The organism is Pseudomonas sp. I8001, assembly GCF_013385345.1.
Lineage (GTDB): Bacteria > Pseudomonadota > Gammaproteobacteria > Pseudomonadales > Pseudomonadaceae > Aquipseudomonas.
In genome coordinates this window covers 16,231-35,022 of sequence record NZ_JACAQC010000011.1, presented here as the reverse complement: position 1 = coordinate 35,022, position 18,792 = coordinate 16,231, and the positions used below count along the sequence as shown (strand labels likewise).

Annotated in this window: 13 protein-coding genes; 8 read left to right on the top strand and 5 right to left on the bottom strand. The window is 59.8% G+C overall.

Features of this window, described 5'->3' with window-relative positions:
- The first annotated feature begins 82 nt into the window (after positions 1-82).
- Positions 83-1,918, top strand: a complete 1,836-nt coding sequence (locus HX839_RS11175; protein ID WP_003215851.1) for a hypothetical protein — start codon at positions 83-85, stop codon at positions 1,916-1,918.
- A 57-nt stretch (positions 1,919-1,975) separates the two neighbouring features.
- On the opposite strand, the gene HX839_RS11170 is transcribed toward HX839_RS11175, so the two are convergent.
- Both HX839_RS11170 and HX839_RS11165 read right to left on the bottom strand, forming a co-directional pair.
- Positions 1,976-2,302, bottom strand: coding sequence for a hypothetical protein (locus tag HX839_RS11170; protein WP_003215849.1), 327 nt, complete (start codon positions 2,300-2,302; stop codon positions 1,976-1,978).
- A 200-nt stretch (positions 2,303-2,502) separates the two neighbouring features.
- Positions 2,503-4,941 carry a Lon protease family protein gene (locus tag HX839_RS11165; RefSeq protein WP_003215847.1) on the bottom strand — a complete coding sequence of 813 codons (2,439 nt, stop codon included), beginning with the start codon at positions 4,939-4,941 and terminating at the stop codon, positions 2,503-2,505.
- Positions 4,942-5,208: 267 nt separating this feature from the next.
- Here HX839_RS11165 and HX839_RS11160 point away from each other — a divergent pair, with 267 nt between their 5' ends.
- The 4 genes from HX839_RS11160 (at position 5,209) to HX839_RS11145 (ending at position 9,566) form a co-directional block, all read left to right on the top strand.
- Positions 5,209-5,697 carry a DUF3015 domain-containing protein gene (locus HX839_RS11160; protein WP_003215845.1) on the top strand — a complete coding sequence of 163 codons (489 nt, stop codon included), beginning with the start codon at positions 5,209-5,211 and terminating at the stop codon, positions 5,695-5,697.
- 94 nt (positions 5,698-5,791) lie between these two features.
- Positions 5,792-7,645 carry a DUF4105 domain-containing protein gene (locus HX839_RS11155; RefSeq protein WP_087695249.1) on the top strand — a complete coding sequence of 618 codons (1,854 nt, stop codon included), beginning with the start codon at positions 5,792-5,794 and terminating at the stop codon, positions 7,643-7,645.
- Between the two features lie 149 nt (positions 7,646-7,794).
- Positions 7,795-8,091, top strand: coding sequence for a chorismate mutase (locus HX839_RS11150; RefSeq protein WP_003215840.1), 297 nt, complete (start codon positions 7,795-7,797; stop codon positions 8,089-8,091).
- Between the two features lie 389 nt (positions 8,092-8,480).
- Positions 8,481-9,566 (top strand): type I restriction endonuclease, encoded by a 1,086-nt coding sequence (locus HX839_RS11145; protein ID WP_177067054.1) that lies wholly within the window; start codon positions 8,481-8,483, stop codon positions 9,564-9,566.
- Positions 9,567-9,633: 67 nt separating this feature from the next.
- Here the strand turns inward: HX839_RS11145 and HX839_RS11140 are convergent, their stop codons facing one another.
- On the bottom strand, positions 9,634-9,930 hold the full coding sequence (locus tag HX839_RS11140; RefSeq protein ID WP_177067053.1) for a DUF3077 domain-containing protein: 297 nt from the start codon (positions 9,928-9,930) through the stop codon (positions 9,634-9,636).
- A gap of 428 nt (positions 9,931-10,358) precedes the next feature.
- Between HX839_RS11140 and HX839_RS11135 the strand changes: the two genes are divergently transcribed.
- Both HX839_RS11135 and HX839_RS11130 read left to right on the top strand, forming a co-directional pair.
- Complete coding sequence (locus HX839_RS11135) at positions 10,359-10,715, top strand: hypothetical protein (RefSeq protein WP_003215838.1); 357 nt, start codon at positions 10,359-10,361, stop codon at positions 10,713-10,715.
- A 70-nt stretch (positions 10,716-10,785) separates the two neighbouring features.
- The gene (locus HX839_RS11130; protein ID WP_177067052.1) at positions 10,786-11,283 is read left to right on the top strand and encodes a GreA/GreB family elongation factor; all 498 of its coding nucleotides are present in this window, start codon (positions 10,786-10,788) and stop codon (positions 11,281-11,283) included.
- Here the strand turns inward: HX839_RS11130 and gdhA are convergent.
- On the bottom strand, positions 11,280-12,617 hold the full coding sequence (gene gdhA / locus HX839_RS11125; RefSeq protein ID WP_003215835.1) for an NADP-specific glutamate dehydrogenase: 1,338 nt from the start codon (positions 12,615-12,617) through the stop codon (positions 11,280-11,282). The genes HX839_RS11130 and gdhA overlap by 4 nt on opposite strands.
- A gap of 349 nt (positions 12,618-12,966) precedes the next feature.
- Positions 12,967-14,631: an energy-dependent translational throttle protein EttA gene (gene ettA, locus HX839_RS11120; protein WP_003215833.1), complete on the bottom strand. Its 1,665-nt coding sequence runs from the start codon at positions 14,629-14,631 to the stop codon at positions 12,967-12,969.
- A 285-nt stretch (positions 14,632-14,916) separates the two neighbouring features.
- Between ettA and HX839_RS11115 the strand changes: the two genes are divergently transcribed.
- Entirely contained in the window at positions 14,917-18,768 is a 3,852-nt protein-coding gene (locus HX839_RS11115; protein ID WP_023659180.1) for a bifunctional diguanylate cyclase/phosphodiesterase, read from the top strand.
- Positions 18,769-18,792 lie beyond the last annotated feature (24 nt).

The following is an 18,792-nucleotide window of genomic DNA, read 5'->3' as shown; positions in this document are numbered from 1 at the left end:
TACGGCATCTGTTAAGGAATTTTTCTGCTAGTGTCGAGCTCATCAACTCGGCTCGATGATGTCGGACAGGAAAACTCAGATAATGGATGTGCGATCCCCTTTGGCCAGCCTTGGCCTGTGTGCGGCGTTGCTGATGGGCAGCGGTTGTTCCCCAAGCGATGAACACAAGCAAGCCAGTCTCGAAGAGAAAACCGCCAAGTTCGAACAATCCCTGGACGCCATCCAGGACCCCAAGCTCAAGGACGCCGTGTCCGAGCTTGGAGGCTCGCTGCTGTTGCTGGAACGGGCACGGGCCAAGCTCGCCACCAAGCCCATCGAGGCCGAGTACAGCGAAGACGCCCTGGCGCTGCTCAAGCATTACCCTACGCCGCAGGCCCTGGTCGATACCTACATCAATGGCCTGTTTGTCCTGCGCAAGGCGTCCCATTCGGACTACCTGACGGACCTGCAGCCGATCTTCCCGTTCAACTTCAACATGCCCGACCAGTTCCCCTTCCCACACGGCCTGGAATGGCAGTCGGTGACCCTGAGCAACAACAAGGTCATCCCGTTCCAGCCGGAATGGTCGGAAACCGACCCGGGCATCCAGTTGAGCCCCACCAGTTCCAACCTGACCAACCCCGATGACCTGACGGTGACCTACCCGTTCGTCGAAGGCGTCGAGACGGAGAACAAAAGCCAGCCGCAGCCCGTCACCCTCAAGGGCAAGGTGGAAGTGATTGCCCCGCGTAAAGTCTTCACCTTCGACTTGTCGAAAAAGGACGTGGGCCGCAAGCGCACCGAAGAAAACGTCACCGTCACCCTGCTGGCCCTGGAAAAGAACTACGCCGAGATCGAACTGACCAACAGCGCCCCGCTGGCGCCGGAAGTCGCGGACGAATCGCCGAACCCGTTGCTGGTGCAGGCTCGTGACACCACCGGGCAATTTCTCTCGCGCTCGGGCTCGATCAACGAAAACGCCGCGCAACTGGCGTTCTACGAGAAGCAACTGGCCGAAATGCAGAAGCAGAAGGCCTGGTCCGACGCCTTCGAGAAACAGCTGGAAGACGAGCAGAAAGCCTTCGAGCTCAAGCAGAACAGCCACTACACCAAGGTGTACTTCAATGGCCTGATCGACAATGTGCAAGTCAGCGTGCTCGACTTTTCCCAGGCCACGGTGACCCGCAAGGACCTGGACCTGCCCGTACGGCGCTTCGACAAGAACAGCCTGGAAAAAACCGTACAGCCGTTGCCGATGCCCGTCACCGTGTATGACGACCAGGCCGCAGATTGGCTCAAGGACGCCACCCTGTCCGAAGACCAACTGAAGAAAAGCGTCACCATCAACCAGTCGGTGGATGACGCCAGTGCGGCGCACGTTGAGTTCGATCACCCCTACACCTTCAACGACGACCTGCTGGGCGAGGACCGCGGCGGCGGCGATGCCCCGGTGACGTTCCTCACCGCCAACGACGAAGGCAAGCTTGGCGAGCCGATCGAACTGCCCGCCGAAGCCTACGAGGTCGACCCGGGGCGCGGCACCATCACCTATGACCTGAACCTGTTCCCTGAAAACCCGGGGTTTGCCGTCGGATCGATGCCGCTGTTCCTGGCGACCATCGAGAAAGGCAGCCTCACTGCCGGGCAACTGCCCAAGGGCCTGGAGCTGAAGGACAACGCGCTGATTGTCGACCAGAAGCTGTTCCCCTCTGACAGCTGGCGGTTCTATGCCAAGGACGCCAGCGGCAACTACCTGAAGGAAATTCTCGGCGTCAGCCACCGCGCCGAGGAATACGGCACGGCGCTCTTCGACGTGCATTACTTCTACGGCCAGCCGACGACATTGGAAACCTACCAGCGCACCGGCCTGGACACGGTGCAGTATGGGTTTGAGGTGAAGCTGGACAAACCCGAGGCGGCCCCTGCCCCCAAGCCATAGCCCCTCCCCCGCCCCCGTAGCAGCTGTCGAGCGCCAGCTGCTACGGGGGGAGTGCGGTCAGCGGATATCGCTTAGCACCGTCTGCCGCCCACCGTTGAGTTGTCGCAAGTGCGCCTGCAGGTGCAGGCACCAGATCTGCGGGTCGTCAGCCAGCTCGTAGCCGTGCAGGGTCAGGCTTTCAACAATCGAATCGAGGATGGTTTGTGCCACGAAAGGTCCGTGGAACGGGCCTTGGGACTTGATGGTGGAGGGTTGTTCGCCGGTCATTCCGGCGGCAAACAACAAGGTCCACATCCCGGTATCCCCCGCGAGAGGGCGAATGGAACATTCGATACGGGTGACCAGGCCCAGGCACTGGCGGGTGAGGCAGAGGTTGCGCGACATGGCGGCGACCCTCGGTAGATCCGGTATTCAGCCTCGCAAGGCAAGACTGTTTCTATCCAGCGACTCCTGTGGCTATCCCTTGAGCTGAGAATAGAAGAAACCCGGTACAAACCAAGGCTGGGGGACCAACGGACGACTGCCGTCACGACGGCGTCAAAAATATGCCGAAGGGACCTGGAACCAGGCCCCTTCGGCATTGATTACACCGGCTTGGTCTCAGCCAGTGCTTCCTGCGCCAACTCCTTCTCGGCTTCCTTCAGGTCATCTTCGCTGATCATCTCGGCGATCGCCCGCAGACGCTCCACCACCCGCGCATTGACGCTGCCTTCGGGGAACTGCCCCTCCTCGTCGGGCGAACCCGCAGGCTCACCCACCAGCAGGCTCAAGGCCTCGTCGGCCTGACGCACGGCATAGACGTGGAATTGCCCCTGCCGCACGGCCTGCAACACCTTCTCATCGAGCATCAGTGTCGCGACGTTGGCCTGGGGAATGATCGCCCCCTGCTCGCCGGTCAGCCCGCGGGCCTCGCAAAGACGGAAGAAACCTTCGATCTTCTCGTTGACCCCGCCGACCGCCTGCACCTCACCAAACTGGTTGATCGAGCCGGTAATGGCAAAGCACTGCTTGAGCGGCGTCTTCGACAGGGCCGAGATCAAGGTGCAGGCTTCGCCCAGGGACGCGCTGTCGCCGTCGACATAGCCGTAGGACTGCTCAAGGGCGATACTCGCCGAGATCGCCAACGGGAATTCCTGGGCATAACGGCTGCCTAGGTAACCGGTGAGGATCATCACGCCCTTGGAGTGAATCGGCTGGCCGAGGTTAACTTCACGCTCGATATCGACGATGCCGCTGCCGCCCGGGTACACCGTGGCAGAAATCCGCGCCGGCACACCAAACGCCGAGTCACCCACCTCCAGCACCGTCAGCCCGTTGCACTTGCCCACCGCCGCGCCGGCGGTGTCGATCAGGATCACTCCGGCGAGCATGTCGTCGAGAATCCGCGCCGACACCCGCCCGGTGCGCGTGGCCTTGGCCTTGAGTGCGCGCTCGATGTGCCCGGAGTCGGTGCGCTCATCACCGGCCAGGTGACGAATGAAGTCCGCCTCGCTGACCAGCTGGAACAAATCACCGATACGCGCCGACAAGCGGCCCTGGTTCTCCGCCAACCGCGCGCTGTAGGTCGCCAGCCGCGCCACCGCATCGGAGGTCAACGGCGCCATGCCTTCTTCCGAGGTGCGGGTTTTCAGCAACTGGGCGAACTGCTCCAGGCTTTCATCCACCATCGGGATGTCTTCGTCAAAATCCACCAGTACCCGGAACATCTCCTGGAAGTCCGGATCCGCGTCCTGCAACGCGTAGTACAACTGGCGGGAGCCGATGATGATCACCTTGAGCTGCAACGGGATCACTTGCGGGTTGAGGGTCACCGTGGCCAGGCGGCCCAGTTCGCCCAGCGGTGATTCCATCTTCAGCTTGCGCGATTGCAGGGCACGCTTGAGGGCGTCCCATACAAACGGCTCGCTGAGCATCTTCTCGGCTTCAAGGATCAGGAAACCACCGTTGGCACGGTGCAGCGCACCCGGGCGCAATTGGCGATAGGTGGTGTAGAGCGCGCCCTGGTCGGTGCTGTATTCAATACGGCCGAACAGGTTGTCGTAGGTCGGATGCGGCTCGAAGACCACCGGCGCGCCACCGTTAATCGGATGCCCCACCACCAGGCTCGGGCAGTACTGTTCTTCCAGCAACTTGCGGGCCTGGGCGTCGGTTTTCGCATCGTCCACCAACTGCTCGACCACGGTTTTCAGCAGGTAGACCTGCATCGCCTGCAAGTAGCCGCAGACGGCCGCGTTCTCCGCATATTTTTCGGACAACGGCGCCAGCAGTGGCTGCAAGGCCAGCGTGATGGTTTCTTCGTTGAACTGGCGCATCTGGTTATTGGACTCGCGCTTCCACTGGGGCAGGCTGGCGAGTTCTTCGTTGAGGCGTTCTTCCAGTTCGGAAATATCGGTGTGGAAACGCTCGCGGTCGGCTTCGGGCAACTGCGAGAACTCGGCCTCGTCCAGGGCCTTGCCGTCGAGCATCGGGGTAAACGCAATGTTGGTGCTGTCACGGTACAGCGCCACGTCTTTTTCCAGGGCCAGGCGCTCGATGACGTCCAGGGCACGGTCGTAACGCTGGTTGAAGGCACGGTCGATGGCGCTTTTGCGCTGTTGATACGTCGGGTGTTCAAACACCGCCGGGAAGGTCGCGACCAGGTTGTCGATCAGGCCGTTGATATCGGAGATGAACGCGGCAGCACCGCCCGCAGGCAGTTCCAGCGCGCGGGGTTCGCGAGGCTCATCGAAATTATTGACGTAGACCCAGTCGGCCGGGGTCTGCAGGCGCTTGCCTTCGGCCTTGAGGTAGCGTTTGACGAACGAAAAGCGCCCGGTACCGGGCTCGCCCATCACAAATACGTTGTAACCGGGGCGTGGCATGGCCACACCAAACTGCAAGGCTTCGACCGCACGTTCCTGGCCAAGCACACCGCGAAAGGGCTCCAAATCATTGGTGGTCGAGAAGCTGAACTGTTCAGCGGAAAAAGGACGAGTCAGCGCTTCGGGCGCTAGACGCAAGCTGGCAGCAACAGGATCAGGCATCGGGCTTCCTTACATCAGGCGGGGCAGATGACGGCATTCTGGCGCCGGGTTGGGCCGGCTGGCAAGGACGGCTTGGGGAAAGCATAGACCCGTGTTCGGGGCTGTAAAAAAACCGAGTGTTTCCGGCTTGTTTCATAAAAAGTCACGGAACCCTTGGATCATGCCTAAACTCCAACCTGCTGCGGGTTGGACTAATAACCGACCCCTAGGGTGCTGTCAGGCACCTGAACCCTTGTCCATTGGTTTGCACACAAAGAGAACAAAGCTATGAAACGGATCCTTCTCGGTACTCTCTTCACCGTCGTCTCCCTCAATGCAATGGCAGAAGCGCCAGGTGGCCCGAACTGCGGTTGGGGCAACATGTTGTTCGAAGGCCAACGCGGCACTCCGGCTCACTTCCTGGCCTCCACCACCAACGGTACCTCGGGTAACGCCACGTTCGGCATGACCTCGGGCACCAACGGCTGCAGCACCAACAGCGCACTGACCTACGGTGGCAAATCGTGGATTGCCATGAATGGCATGATGAACGAGCTGTCCGAAGACATGGCCAAGGGTAACGGCGAAGCGCTGACTACCTACGCTGTAGTACTGGGCGTTGCTCCTGAAGATCGCGAGCACTTTGCCGCTGTGACTCACGAGCACTTCCAGCAAATCTTCAGCAAGGCTGACGTAACCGCTGATGACGTGCACAACAACACCCTGGCTGTACTGAAAAGCGACACCCGTCTGGCGAAATACGCTACCCAGGCTTAAGCTCGACCCGCCCGTGCCTTTCGAGGCACGGGTTTTTATTATTTTTGGACCTGCCTCCCCTTTGGGTCTTTTTATCTCGACTTAAGTTGCCCACATGCTCAAACGCCTTGCCTACCTGGCACTCTTCGCCTGCGCCCCGCTGTATGCGGCGCCGCACCTTGATGATCAACGTTTGCAGCAACTGGCCAACGACCCGTTCTGGCTTTCGCTGGGGCACTACGAATCCGGCAAGTTCAAAGGCTGGCGCAGCTATGTCAGCGACAAGAAATTCTTCCTCGCTCCCGATGGCGCCCACCATCCGGACCAGGAGCTGAAGGCCACTGTCGAGGCGCTGTATGCCCCGGCCAGCCTCGGCGAAAAGCACGCCCAATGCGTTTACCCGGCACGTACACGCTGGCTCAAGGACCAGTTGCACCTGAGCGACTTGCCGGCGCTGGACTGCAAGGAGTTCAAGCAATGGTTCAAGGACGTCGCCCCCCACAGCGCGGTGATGATCTTCCCGGCGGCCTACCTCAACAGCCCGTCATCGATGTTCGGCCATACCCTGCTGCGCATCGACCAGGCTGACGTGCAGAGCAACAACACCGCCCTGCTCAGCTACGCGATCAACTTTGGCGCCTATATCGAAGGCTCGGACAACAGCATCCTCTACGCCTGGAAGGGCCTGATGGGCGGCTACCCGGGCCTGTTCGCGCTGGTGCCCTACCAGGAAAAACTCTCGGAATACCGTAGCCTGGAGAACCGCGACCTGTGGGAATACCGCCTGAACCTGACCCAGGTCGAGACCGAGCGCATGGTCGAGCACGTGTGGGAACTCAAGCAGATCCAATTCGACTACTTCTTCTTCGACGAAAACTGCTCCTATCGCCTGCTGGAACTGCTGCAAGTGGCCCGCCCAAGCCTGCGGCTGACCGAACAATTCCCGCTGACCGCGATCCCTACCGACACGGTAAAAGCCGTGAAAGAAGCCGGCCTGGTGGAGAAAATCGATTACCGCCCTTCCCGTGAACGGGAGCTGCTGGAACGCGCCAAGCCGCTGGACAGCGACGAGCAGCAATGGGTGCTGAAGATCAGCGACGACCAGAAACAACTGCAGGACCCGGCGTTCAAGGCTATCGCCAAAGACCGCCAGGCCCTGATCATCGACGCCGCCTACCGCCTTGGCCGCTACCGCGCCAACGGCCTGGAGCGCGACACCGAACGCTCCCAGCGCAGCTTCGAACTGCTGCGGGCGATCAACCAGAACCCGGCGCCGGACCTGAAGATCGAACGCCCCGGCCTGCCCGAAGACGGCCACGAATCCCGCACCTGGCAAGCCGGCATCGGCACCCGGGGCGACAAGGCCTTCGGCGAATACGGCCTGCGCATGGCCTACCACGACCTGAACGACAACGCCGAAGGTTTTCCCTTGGGCGCGCAGATTGAAATCCTGCAAATGAAACTGCGCCAGTACGAAGGCAACCACTGGCAATTGCAGCAACTGGATCTGGCAACCATCCGCTCACTGACCCCACGCAACGAGCTGCTGCAGCCGTGGTCGTGGCAAGTCACCGGCGGCCTGGAGCGCGTACCGGGCAAGCATGACGACGAGACACTCGTCAGCCACGTCAACGGTGGCGCGGGCGGCACCTGGCAACTGCGCGACGACATGCTTGGCTTCGCCCTCGGCACCGTGCGCGTGGAGCACAACAGCGACTTCGGTGAAGCCATCTCCCCGGCTGCCGGGTTCAATACAGGTGTGTTGTGGCGCAACCCGCTGGGCAACCTGAGCCTGGAAGCCAAGGGTGACTTCTTCACCAATGGCGAGGTGCGGCGCAGTATCAGCCTGAATCAACAGTGGGAATTGTCGCGCAACCTGGGGCTGAGACTGAGTGCGCAGCGGGAATACAGCCACCTCGCGACACCGGTGAACGAAGTGATGCTGGAAGTGAAGTGGTATCACTATTAATCCCTGAGCCGTAGATCGTTCCCACGCTCCGCGAGGGAATGCATCCTGTGACGCTCTGCGTCACGACCTTTAAAAGCGGACGCAGAGCGTCCAGGGCGGCATTCCCACGCAGAGCGTGGGAACGATCACTAAAAGGAGCTTCAACCGACATGGCCGTCAACTGCACCAGCCTTGAACAAGTCCGGGAAAACATCGACCGTCTTGATCGCCAGATCGTCGCACTATTGGCCGAACGGGGCGGCTTTGTTTCCCAGGCTGCGCGGTTCAAAAAAGACAGCGATGGCGTCAAGGCACCGCAGCGGGTTGAGCAGGTAATTGCCAAGGTTCGCGATCTCGCTGATACCGCTGGCGCCAATCCGGACGTCACAGAGCACGTCTACCGGGCGATGATTGCAGCGTTCATCCAGCAAGAACTCGCAGAGCACGCCGCGCTGACACCAGACTGAACCACACAATAACCTTGTGGCGAGGGAGCTTGCTCCCGCTGGGCTGCGCAGCAGCCCCAAAACCAGACACCTCACCCTCTCTGGAATATCTCAACACCCTGAACAGGGGCCGCTTCGCGCCCCAGCGGGAGCAAGCTCCCTCGCCACAGGGTCAGCGCCCGCCTAGAAGTAGCAATTCCTCCCTAGGGATCCTTCTCGACTAAGAAATTTTCTTGCCCCTCCCAACTCATTGAAAAATAAGGACGAAAATTCATACATTTTTTTAGCTTTTTTCATCCGGCGCGAATCGGCTCTATTCCATTCTCTTTATCAGAATTAATGTCTAGTATCGGATGGCAATCAAATTGCCACCACGTCTATACACGGATCTGAATAGGTAAGAGGCTCATATGGATTTTTTTGAAAAGCTCACCAGTCTGGCGGCTAAAGTCCGACTACAAGGCCCCGCAATTCAAACAGAAGAAGCCACAAAAAACGCTTTTGTAATGCCGTTTATAAATACAGTTTTGGGCTACGACGTATTTGATCCACAGGAAGTAACGCCTGAATTTGTCTGCGACATTGGGACGAAAAAAGGTGAAAAAATCGATTACGCCATTATGAAAAACGGAGAGGTTCAGATACTTATCGAATGCAAAAAAATCGGTGAGTCACTCAGCATCAATCACGCGTCACAGCTATTTCGCTATTTCCACGTCACAAGCGCGAGGATTTCGATTCTCACCAATGGCCAGGTCTATCGTTTTTTCACTGATCTGGACGCACCCAATAAAATGGATGAAAAACCATTTTTAGAGTTGGATTTGCTAGATATTGACGAATACTCAGTACCAGAGCTGACCAAGCTGACGAAGTCCGCCTTCGATGTAGATTCGATCATCAATGCGGCCGGAGAGCTGAAATACGTCAGCCAAATCAAAAAAGTGATCGCCGCACAAGTCATCAAGCCAGATGACGATTTCGTCAAAGTTTTCGCCTCTCGCGTGTACGAAGGGGTGATTACACAGAAAGTTCGCGAGCAGTTTTTTGAATTAACTCGAAAGGCGTTAAGTCAGTTCCTCAACGATCAGATCAATGATCGACTTAAGTCAGCGATGAGTGGCTCTATCCAGCCGGCGCTGGCCTCACTGCCCACGTCTCCCGCCGCTAATACCGAAGCTACAGAGCGTGACGAGTCAGAGGATAAAATACTCACCACCCTTGAGGAACTTGAGGGATATCACATAGTAAGAGCTGTCGTACGCTCGGTGGTGGATGCCAAACGAATTGTGCAACGTGATACGCAGAGCTATTTTGGGATATTGCTGGACGACAATAATCGCAAGCCGATTTGTCGCCTTCATTTCAACCGCAGTCAGAAATACATTGGGATTTTTGACGAGGAGAAAAATGAAACACGACATCCGATTTCGTCGATTGACGATATTTACGAGTACTCAGACCACCTGAAGAAAACTGTGGGTTACTACGACTGAAGACCGGATGATGAGGGCTGCTACGCAGCCCTACGCGGGCAAGCCCGCTCACCACAGGGATAAATATTTATCTCTCGGTGGCAGGCGTCATCGCTTGAGCGAGATCGTCTACAACTGCCTTGCCCATCTCGCATAGATAATGCGCTGCCCACGCATATTGCTCACCCCGTACATCCATGGCGGCCTCCATTGCGAGTGTCTTGGAGTAGTGAAGCAGTGTGGATACATGTTCAAGCGCTTCACCAATGGGCATGCCTGCGTTGACGCGGAACAGAGGTTTCTCATTTTCGCCATAGTCGCCGAAGGTAACTAGACCGAGCGTAATGATTGAGGACAGCGGTGGATCGGGGACGATTTTAGCCATGATGTCTCTTCTAAGTGAAAAAAGGGACCACCGCGACATGTCGCTAAACATAAAGGGGTGGCAGCTGTACGCAGGTTAGCGAACCGGTCACCTAGACACCCGGCAGATCCGAAGATCTCCCGCGCACAGCCGCCATAGCACGATATGGCCGGCAAAAAACCGCCTGCCAAGTATGTAAAGAGGTTGCGTCTTGGTGGTTCGGGCCGCTAAACCCGTTCACTGTTTTCACAGCGAAGTCAGGAGGCTAGTGACCCAAACTCTAAGGCGCAATAGTGTTGAGATTCTCTAGGAATCGTCCTGCAATTTAAAGGGAATCGTCGTTGATGGCCCTTTAACTCAACACCTTTCTCACGTCCCTTTCACATCTATCCAACGACTCCACTTCTAAACTTCCCCGCATCAGCCGTTCAACGGCCAGGGAGCAAGCGATGTGGCGGTACGCTGTAGTGCTGGGCCTGTTGGCCCTGCTGTCGGGTTGCCAATCAACCCATGAGGATTTGCTGGCCAAGGGTTATCCACCCGCCTTCGCCGATGGCTATGACGACGGTTGCAGCAGCGGCCGCCAGGCTGCCGGGGTGATCACCGGGGAATTTCGCAAGAACGTCCCGCGCTACCTGAAAGACCGCACCTACGCCGAAGGCTGGGATGATGGCTTTCGCCAATGCAAGGCCATGCGCGAGAACGAAGACCTGAACGACTACAAGAATCGCCACTGGGACGACCGCGAACGCGCCTGGCAACAGGAAAAAGACCGCGACGCTGCCAGGGCCTTTCGCTCGCAATAGGTCGCTTCCAGACATCCAGCGAAACTTAACCCCTGCGACCATGGCCCAAACTCCATAGCAGGAGAACGTCATGAGTCGAGCTTTCGTCAACGAAGACAGCGCCGCTGCCCAGGCCAGCCAACCGGTGGAACGCCAGGTCAGCGCGCAACCCAATCACCTCACTGCCCGCGGACTTGCACAATTGCAGGCCAGGGTCGCGCAGTTGCAGCATGAGCACAGCGAAGAATCCGCCAAGGGCGAGCAGGCCGATAAACAGCGCCAGGCCGACCTTGAGCGGGATTTGCGTTACTTCAACCAGCGCCTGCAAAGCGCACAGGTGGTGGCGCCGGCAACCTCCACCGACAAGGTGCAAATCGGCAGCTGGGTGACCTTTGCCAACGAACAGGACGAAGAGCAGCGCATTCAGTTAGTGGGCGAAGACCAGGCCGACGCCACGGTGGGCCTGATCAACTGGGGTTCCCCACTGGGCCGCGCTCTGCTGGGTGCACAGGTGGGCGACGAGGTGCTGTGGAGGCGCCCCGTCGGTGATCAGTTGATCGAAATCCTGCGCATCGACCCCGAGGGTTAAACGATGCCCTGGGCCAGCATTGCATCCGCAACCTTCACGAAGCCTGCAATGTTGGCGCCCTTCACGTAGTTGACCCGGCCGTTCTCTTCGCCGTAGTGCACGCACGCATGGTGGATCGACTGCATGATGTTGTGCAGCTTGCTGTCCACTTCACCGGCGGTCCACAGCAGGCGCATGGCGTTCTGCGACATCTCCAGCCCGCTCACCGCCACCCCGCCGGCATTGGACGCCTTGCCTGGCGCGAACAGGATGCCGGCCTCGATAAAGATATCCACCGCCTCCAGGGTGGTCGGCATGTTGGCGCCTTCGGCCACGCAGACGCAGCCATTGCGCAACAGGGTGCGCGCCGCTTCGGCGTCCAGTTCATTCTGAGTGGCGCAGGGCAACGCGATGTCGCAGGCCAGCTCCCATGGTGCTTTGCCGGCGCGGAATTCCAGGCCAAAACGCGATGCCAGCTCGCTGATGCGCCCGCGCTGTACGTTTTTCAGTTCAAGCAGTGCCGACCATTGTTCTTCGGTCAAACCGCTTTCGCAGTACAGAGTGCCTTCGGAGTCGGACAAGGAAATCACCTTGCCGCCCAGGTCCATGACCTTGCGCGCCGCGTACTGGGCGACGTTGCCGGAGCCGGAGATGGCCACGCGCTTGCCTTCGACCCGCTCGCCGTTGCGCTTGAGCATTTCTTCAGCGAAGTACACGCAGCCAAAACCGGTGGCCTCCGGGCGAATCAGGCTGCCGCCGTAGCTCATGCCCTTGCCGGTCAGCACCGAGGTGAACTGGTTGCTCAGGCGCTTATACTGGCCGAACAGGAAGCCGATCTCCCGGGCGCCCACGCCAATATCACCGGCGGGCACGTCCACGTCCGAGCCGATATGGCGATACAGCTCGCTCATGAACGCCTGGCAGAAACGCATCACCTCGGCGTCGCTCTTGCCCTTGGGATCGAAGTCCGAGCCGCCCTTGCCGCCGCCCATGGGCAGCGAGGTCAGGGAGTTCTTGAAGGTTTGTTCGAAGGCGAGAAATTTCAGCACGCCCAGGTTCACCGACGGGTGGAAGCGCAGGCCGCCTTTGTAGGGGCCGATGGCGCTGTTCATCTGGATCCGGAACCCGCGGTTGACCCGTACTTTGCCTTGGTCATCTTCCCACGACACCCGGAACACAATCGCACGCTCCGGCTCGCAGATGCGCTCCAGGATGCCCGAGTTCAGGTAGTGGGGATTGGCTTCAAGAAACGGCCACAAACTGCGCAGGACTTCTTCCACGGCCTGGTGGAATTCCGGCTGGTCGGGGTCGCGTTTCTTGAGGCGGGCAAGGAAGGATTCAACGGATTCGATCATGAAAAGTCTCGGCAAATTTATTGTCGTTAAAGGAGATTTGTCCCGGACTTTATCAATTCATGTCGCACCGCGACAGGGCAAAATGTCGCTTTTGTGAATTTAAATGGTGCATTAGATATAAATACAGGCGTTTTTTGCACCTTAATGAGGATTTCAATCCAGGCCTTGCACCAACAGTTAATCCGCTATCGCAGGCAAGCCAGCTCCCACATTTGATCCAGTACATCCATGACAATGCGGTCAACTGTGGGAGCTGGCTTGCCTGCGATGCAGACGACGCGGTCCACCTGAAAACACGCAAAAAAAAGCGGAACCCGAAGGCTCCGCTTGTTCAAACCACCAACCCGGATCAGGCCAGCTTCTTGTGCCGTACACGATGCGGCTGGGCAGCAGCTTCGCCGAGGCGTTTCTTGCGATCGGCTTCGTATTCGGTGTAGTTGCCTTCGAAGAACACCGCCTGGGAGTCGTCTTCGTACGCCAGGATGTGAGTGGCCACGCGGTCAAGGAACCACCGATCGTGAGAGATCACAATGGCGGCGCCCGGGAAGTCCAGCAGGGCTTCTTCCAGGGAACGCAGGGTTTCAACGTCGAGGTCGTTTGACGGTTCGTCGAGCAGCAATACGTTGCCGCCTTCTTTCAGGGTCAGGGCCAGGTGCAAGCGACCGCGCTCACCACCGGACAGGTCCTTGACGAACTTCTGCTGGTCGCCGCCCTTGAAGTTGAAGCGACCCACGTAGGTGCGCGACGGGATTTCGTAGTTGCCGATACGGATCTGGTCGGAACCGTCGGAAATCTGCTGGAACACCGTCTTGCTGCCGTCGAGGTCGTCGCGGCTCTGGTCAACGCAAGCCAGCTGCACGGTTTCGCCGACTTCGATGGTGCCCGAGTCCGGTTGTTCCTTACCCATCAGCATGCGGAACAGTGTGGATTTACCCGCACCGTTACCGCCGATCACGCCAACGATGGCGCCTTTTGGCATGGAGAACGACAGGTTGTCGATCAACACGCGGTCGCCGTAGCCCTTGCAGACGTTCTTGAACTCGATGACCTTGTCACCCAGGCGCGGACCGGCCGGGATGTAGATTTCGTTGGTCTCGGAACGCTTCTGGAATTCCTGGGACTGCATCTCTTCGAAACGCGCCAGACGGGCCTTGGATTTCGACTGACGCGCCTTGGCGCCTTTACGCACCCATTCCAGCTCGTCTTTCATGGCCTTTTCATGGGCCGACTGTTGCTTGGATTCGGCGGCCAGACGGTCGGACTTGGCTTCCAGCCAACCGGAGTAGTTGCCCTCGTAAGGGATACCGGCGCCACGGTCGAGCTCGAGGATCCAGCCAGCAACGTTGTCCAGGAAGTACCGGTCGTGCGTGATCGCAACCACGGTGCCCGGGAAGTCGTGCAGGAAATGCTCCAGCCAGGCGACGGAATCGGCGTCCAGGTGGTTGGTCGGTTCGTCGAGCAGCAGCATGTCGGGGGCCGACAGCAGCAGGCGGCACAGGGCCACACGACGCTTTTCACCACCGGACAGGTGTTCAACCTTGGCGTCCCACGCCGGCAGGCGCAGCGCGTCGGCGGCGACTTCCAGCTGGCGGTCCAGGTTGTGACCGTCGGCGGCTTGCAGGATGGCTTCGAGCTTGGCCTGTTCTGCCGCCAGTTTGTCGAAGTCGGCGTCTTCTTCAGCGTAGGCCGCGTAGACCTCGTCCAGGCGGGCCTGCGCGTTCTTGATCACGCTGACCGCTTCCTCGACCACTTCACGCACGGTCTTGGTCGGGTCCAGGATAGGTTCCTGTGGCAGGTAGCCGATGTTCAGGTCGGGCATCGGGCGGGCTTCGCCGTCGAACTCGGTGTCGACGCCGGCCATGATTTTCAACAGGGTGGATTTACCCGAACCGTTGAGGCCGAGCACGCCGATCTTGGCGCCCGGGAAGAAGGACAGAGAAATGTTTTTCAGGATTTCCCGCTTCGGCGGAACAACTTTTCCCAGCCGATGCATGGTGAAGACGTATTGAGCCATGGTGAACCTAGCGTCAGTGACTGATGAATTAAGCGGGCGAAACCCGTGCCAGGCCATGCGCCGCGCGGGCCGTTGATGTCTATCAATGCCTGCGTGCGGTAGATGCCTGATTGTCTGGGGCTGGAACGCCCTCGCGTAACCGGCAAAGCTACCTGAATGCGGGTGGGCAGTCCAGCCAGGCAGGGCTGGCACTTTGCCACAACACAAGGCATGCTAGCCGCCCTCCGGGCGTCCGGCTTATAGTGCACGTCGCGCGCCAGTCCAGCCAAACCGCAGGATCACAGTTTGTCCAACGTAACGCCGCCAACTCCCCTGCGCGCCGCTCATATAGCGCCGGGAGCGCCCCTGCACGGAACCCTGAAGGGCGCATTGGCGACGCTGGTCCTGTTGCTGCTCGCGTTATTGTTCTGGCAACTGCTGGACCAGTTGCAGCAAAACCAGAAAAACCAGCAGCAATACACCATCGACTACAGCGCCGACCTGGCCGAACAGATCAGCCTGAACATGGCCCTCAGTGCGCAGATCGCGCTGAACCTGCTGCCGATCGTCGAACCGCCGCGGGACGCCGAACAGCAACAAATCCTGATGCGCACCTTGCAACGCTCCCTGCCGGAGTTGCGCAGCGTCGCCCTGCTCGCCCCCAGCGGCGCGATGATCAGTGACAGCGCCAGCGACAGCCAGGACAGCGCCTGGCTCGAAGAACTGGTCAAGCGCAGCCACGCCCAGTCCTATTACCTGAGCAACAACAACGACGGCACCGTCATCTACCTGCTGCTGCACCAGCCCAGCGGCGGCACCAAGATGTACTGGGCCTTGCGCCTGGCCCCCAATTACCTGGCCAACCTGACCCGCCAGGATGGCCAGGGCCAGCGCCCGATGTGGGTCATCGAAAACCGCCTCAACCACCGGGTGGTCAGCCGTGACAGCGGGATGCCGGCCCAATGGGCCACCGCGTTGACCCCGGACGAGTTGAACAAAAGTGTACTGGTCACGCCCCTGAGCAAGAGCGACTGGCAACTGCGCGGCCTGTTCGACCGCGCCGCCGTGCTGGAGCAACTGCTGCCGGCCTTTATCGGCAAATGCCTGCTGGGCCTGGCCTTCTCGCTGATCCCGGTGATCGTGCTGCTGAACATGCGCCGCCGCCAGCGCCAGGTGCACGAGGGGCGCCGGCGCTACCAGGATATTTTCGAAGGCACCGGCGTGGCGCTGTGCGTGCTCGACCTGTCGGGCCTGCGCGCGTTCTTCGATAGAGCCCGACTGCAAACCCGCGAGCAGTTGCAACAGTTGCTGCAAGACAACCCGGAACAGCGCCAGCAACTGCTCAAGGAACTGCGCATCACCGAGGTCAACCAGGTGGCGGTGCGCCTGCTGAATGTTGCCTCTTGCGAGCAGGCCTGGGAACGCCTGATCGACGCCTGCCCGTCGAGCCCGACCGCCATCGGCAACCAGGTGATCGACGCGGTGCTGACCCAGCAGAAGCAGCTTGAACTGGAAATCCAGCTCAGCGATATCGAAGGCAACGACCAATACCTGTGGCTGGTGATGCGCCTGCCGGAACAACAGGACGACTTCAAGGCCGTGATCCTGAGCATCAGCGACATCACCAGCCGCAAGCTGATCGAGTTGTCACTGGTGGAGCGCGAGAGTTTCTGGTCGGACGTGGTGCGCACCGTGCCCGATCACCTGTATGTGCAGGACGTGATCAGCCAGCGGATGATTTTCAGCAACCACCACCTGGGCCACACCCTGGGCTACAACAAGCCCGAGCTGCAGCAGATGGGCGAGTACTTCTGGGAGATCCTGCTGCACCCCGAAGACGCCGAGCGTTACCACGACCTGCGCCTGCAACAGCGCCAGGCCGGCTACCTGAGCCAGTTGCAGTGCCAGTTGCGCTTTCGCCACCGCAACAACCAATGGCGGCGCTTCGACATCCGCGAACAGGCCCTGGCCCGTGACAAGACTGACCAGGTGACGCGCATCATCGGCGTCGCCAAGGACATCACCGACCAGATCGAAGCCAGTGAATCCCTGCGTGACAGCGAACAGCGCTACCGCATGCTGGCGGAAAGCATCAGCGACGTAATCTTCTCCACCGACAGCAAGCTGGCCCTCAACTACGTCAGCCCTTCGGTGAACGCGGTGCTGGGCTATGACGTCGACTGGATCTTCGAAAACGGCTGGCAATCGACCATCGCCAACCCGCAGCAACTGACCGGTATCTACTCCCTGGTGGAGCAAGTCAGCCGCGCCCTGGACCAACCCGAATCCCTCGCGGCCTTGCGCAACGACGTGCAGACCCAACTGTTCCTGTTCGACTGCCTGCGGGCCGACGGGCGCAAGATCCCCATCGAACTGCGCCTGGTGCTGGTGTGGGACGAACACGGCGCGTTCGAGGGCATCCTTGGCGTGGGTCGCGATATCAGCCAGCAGCGCCGTGCGGAAAAAGACCTGCGCATGGCGGCCACGGTATTCGAGCACTCCACCTCGGCGATCCTGATCACCGACCCGGCCGGCTACATCGTGCAGGCCAACGAGGCGTTCAGCCGGGTCAGCGGTTATGCGGTGGCGGACGTGCTCGACCAGTTGCCGAACATGCTCACCGTCGACGAACAGCAGGAAGCCCACCTGCGCTACGTGCTCAAGCAACTGCACCAGCACAGCACCTGGGAAGGCGAAGTGTGGCTCAAGCGCCGTAACGGCGAGCATTACCCGGCCTGGGTCGGCATCACGGCGGTGTTCGACGACGAAGGCGACCTGGCCAGCTACGTGTGCTTCTTCAGTGACATCAGCGAACGCAAGGCCAGCGAGCAGCGCATCCATCGCCTGGCCTACTACGACGCCCTGACCCACCTGCCCAACCGCACACTGTTCCAGGACCGCCTGCACACCGCGCTGCAATCGGCGGAACGGCAGAAGTCGTGGGTGGTGCTGATGTTCCTTGACCTCGACCGCTTCAAGCCGATCAACGACTCCCTGGGCCACGCCGCCGGCGACCGCATGCTCAAGGAAATGGCCACCCGCCTGCTGGGCTGCGTCGCCGAAGACGACACCGTGGCACGCATGGGCGGCGACGAATTCACCTTGCTGCTGCAACCGCGGGTCAACCGTGAGATGGCGCTGAACCGGGCGATTCACGTGGCCGAGCAGATTCTGGCCAGCCTGGTGAAGCCGTTTGTGCTGGAGGGCCGCGAGTTCTTCGTCACCGCCAGTATCGGCATCGCCCTGAGCCCGCAGGACGGCAACGAACTCAGCCAGTTGATGAAAAACGCCGACACGGCGATGTACCACGCCAAGGAGCGGGGCAAGAACAACTTCCAGTTCTACCAGGCCGACATGAACGCCAGCGCCCTGGAACGCCTGGAACTGGAAAGCGACCTGCGCCACGCCCTGGAACAGAACGAATTCGTGCTGTATTACCAGCCGCAGTTCAGCGGCGACGGCAAACGTTTGACCGGTGCCGAAGCCCTGCTGCGCTGGCGCCATCCGCGTCGCGGACTGGTGCCGCCGGGGGACTTCATCCCGGTGTTGGAGGAGTTGGGGCTGGTGGTGGACGTGGGTGACTGGGTGATCAGCGAAGCCTGCCGCCAACTCAAGACCTGGCACCAGAACAAGGTGCGGGTACCCAAGGTCTCGGTCAACATTTCGGCCCGGCAGTTCTCCGACGGACAACTGGGCGAGCGCATCGCCACCATCCTCAAGGACACCGGCCTGCCGCCGGCGTGCCTGGAGCTGGAGCTGACCGAAAGTATCCTGATGCGCGAGGTCAACGAAGCGATGCAGATCCTCGCCAGCCTGAAAAACCTCGGCCTGAGCATCGCGGTAGATGACTTCGGCACCGGTTATTCATCGCTGAACTACCTCAAGCAGTTCCCCATCGACGTGCTGAAGATCGACCGCACCTTTGTCGACGGCCTGCCGTCGGGTGAGCAGGATGCGCAGATTGCCCGGGCGATTATCGCCATGGCCCACAGCCTGAACCTGGCGGTGATCGCCGAGGGTGTGGAAACCCATGAGCAGCTGGACTTCCTGCGGGAGCACGGTTGCGATGAGGTGCAGGGCTACCTGTTCGGGCGACCGATGCCGGCGAACCGGTTTGAGGCGCAGTTCAGCAATGATGCGCTGTTTATGTTTGACTGAGAGCGTGTGATGCCGCTTTTTGTG

Bases quoted from the DNA above. Each gene is read 5' to 3' on its own strand.
- HX839_RS11145 (WP_177067054.1), top strand. From the start codon at position 8,481: ATGGATTTTTTTGAAAAGCTCACCAGTCTGGCGGCTAAAGTCCGACTA.
- ettA (WP_003215833.1), bottom strand. From the start codon at position 14,631: ATGGCTCAATACGTCTTCACCATGCATCGGCTGGGAAAAGTTGTTCCG.
- HX839_RS11170 (WP_003215849.1), bottom strand. From the start codon at position 2,302: ATGTCGCGCAACCTCTGCCTCACCCGCCAGTGCCTGGGCCTGGTCACC.
- gdhA (WP_003215835.1), bottom strand. From the start codon at position 12,617: ATGATCGAATCCGTTGAATCCTTCCTTGCCCGCCTCAAGAAACGCGAC.
- HX839_RS11150 (WP_003215840.1), top strand. From the start codon at position 7,795: ATGGCCGTCAACTGCACCAGCCTTGAACAAGTCCGGGAAAACATCGAC.
- HX839_RS11140 (WP_177067053.1), bottom strand. From the start codon at position 9,930: ATGGCTAAAATCGTCCCCGATCCACCGCTGTCCTCAATCATTACGCTC.
- HX839_RS11165 (WP_003215847.1), bottom strand. From the start codon at position 4,941: ATGCCTGATCCTGTTGCTGCCAGCTTGCGTCTAGCGCCCGAAGCGCTG.
- HX839_RS11130 (WP_177067052.1), top strand. From the start codon at position 10,786: ATGAGTCGAGCTTTCGTCAACGAAGACAGCGCCGCTGCCCAGGCCAGC.
- HX839_RS11160 (WP_003215845.1), top strand. From the start codon at position 5,209: ATGAAACGGATCCTTCTCGGTACTCTCTTCACCGTCGTCTCCCTCAAT.
- HX839_RS11155 (WP_087695249.1), top strand. From the start codon at position 5,792: ATGCTCAAACGCCTTGCCTACCTGGCACTCTTCGCCTGCGCCCCGCTG.
- HX839_RS11135 (WP_003215838.1), top strand. From the start codon at position 10,359: ATGTGGCGGTACGCTGTAGTGCTGGGCCTGTTGGCCCTGCTGTCGGGT.
- HX839_RS11175 (WP_003215851.1), top strand. From the start codon at position 83: ATGGATGTGCGATCCCCTTTGGCCAGCCTTGGCCTGTGTGCGGCGTTG.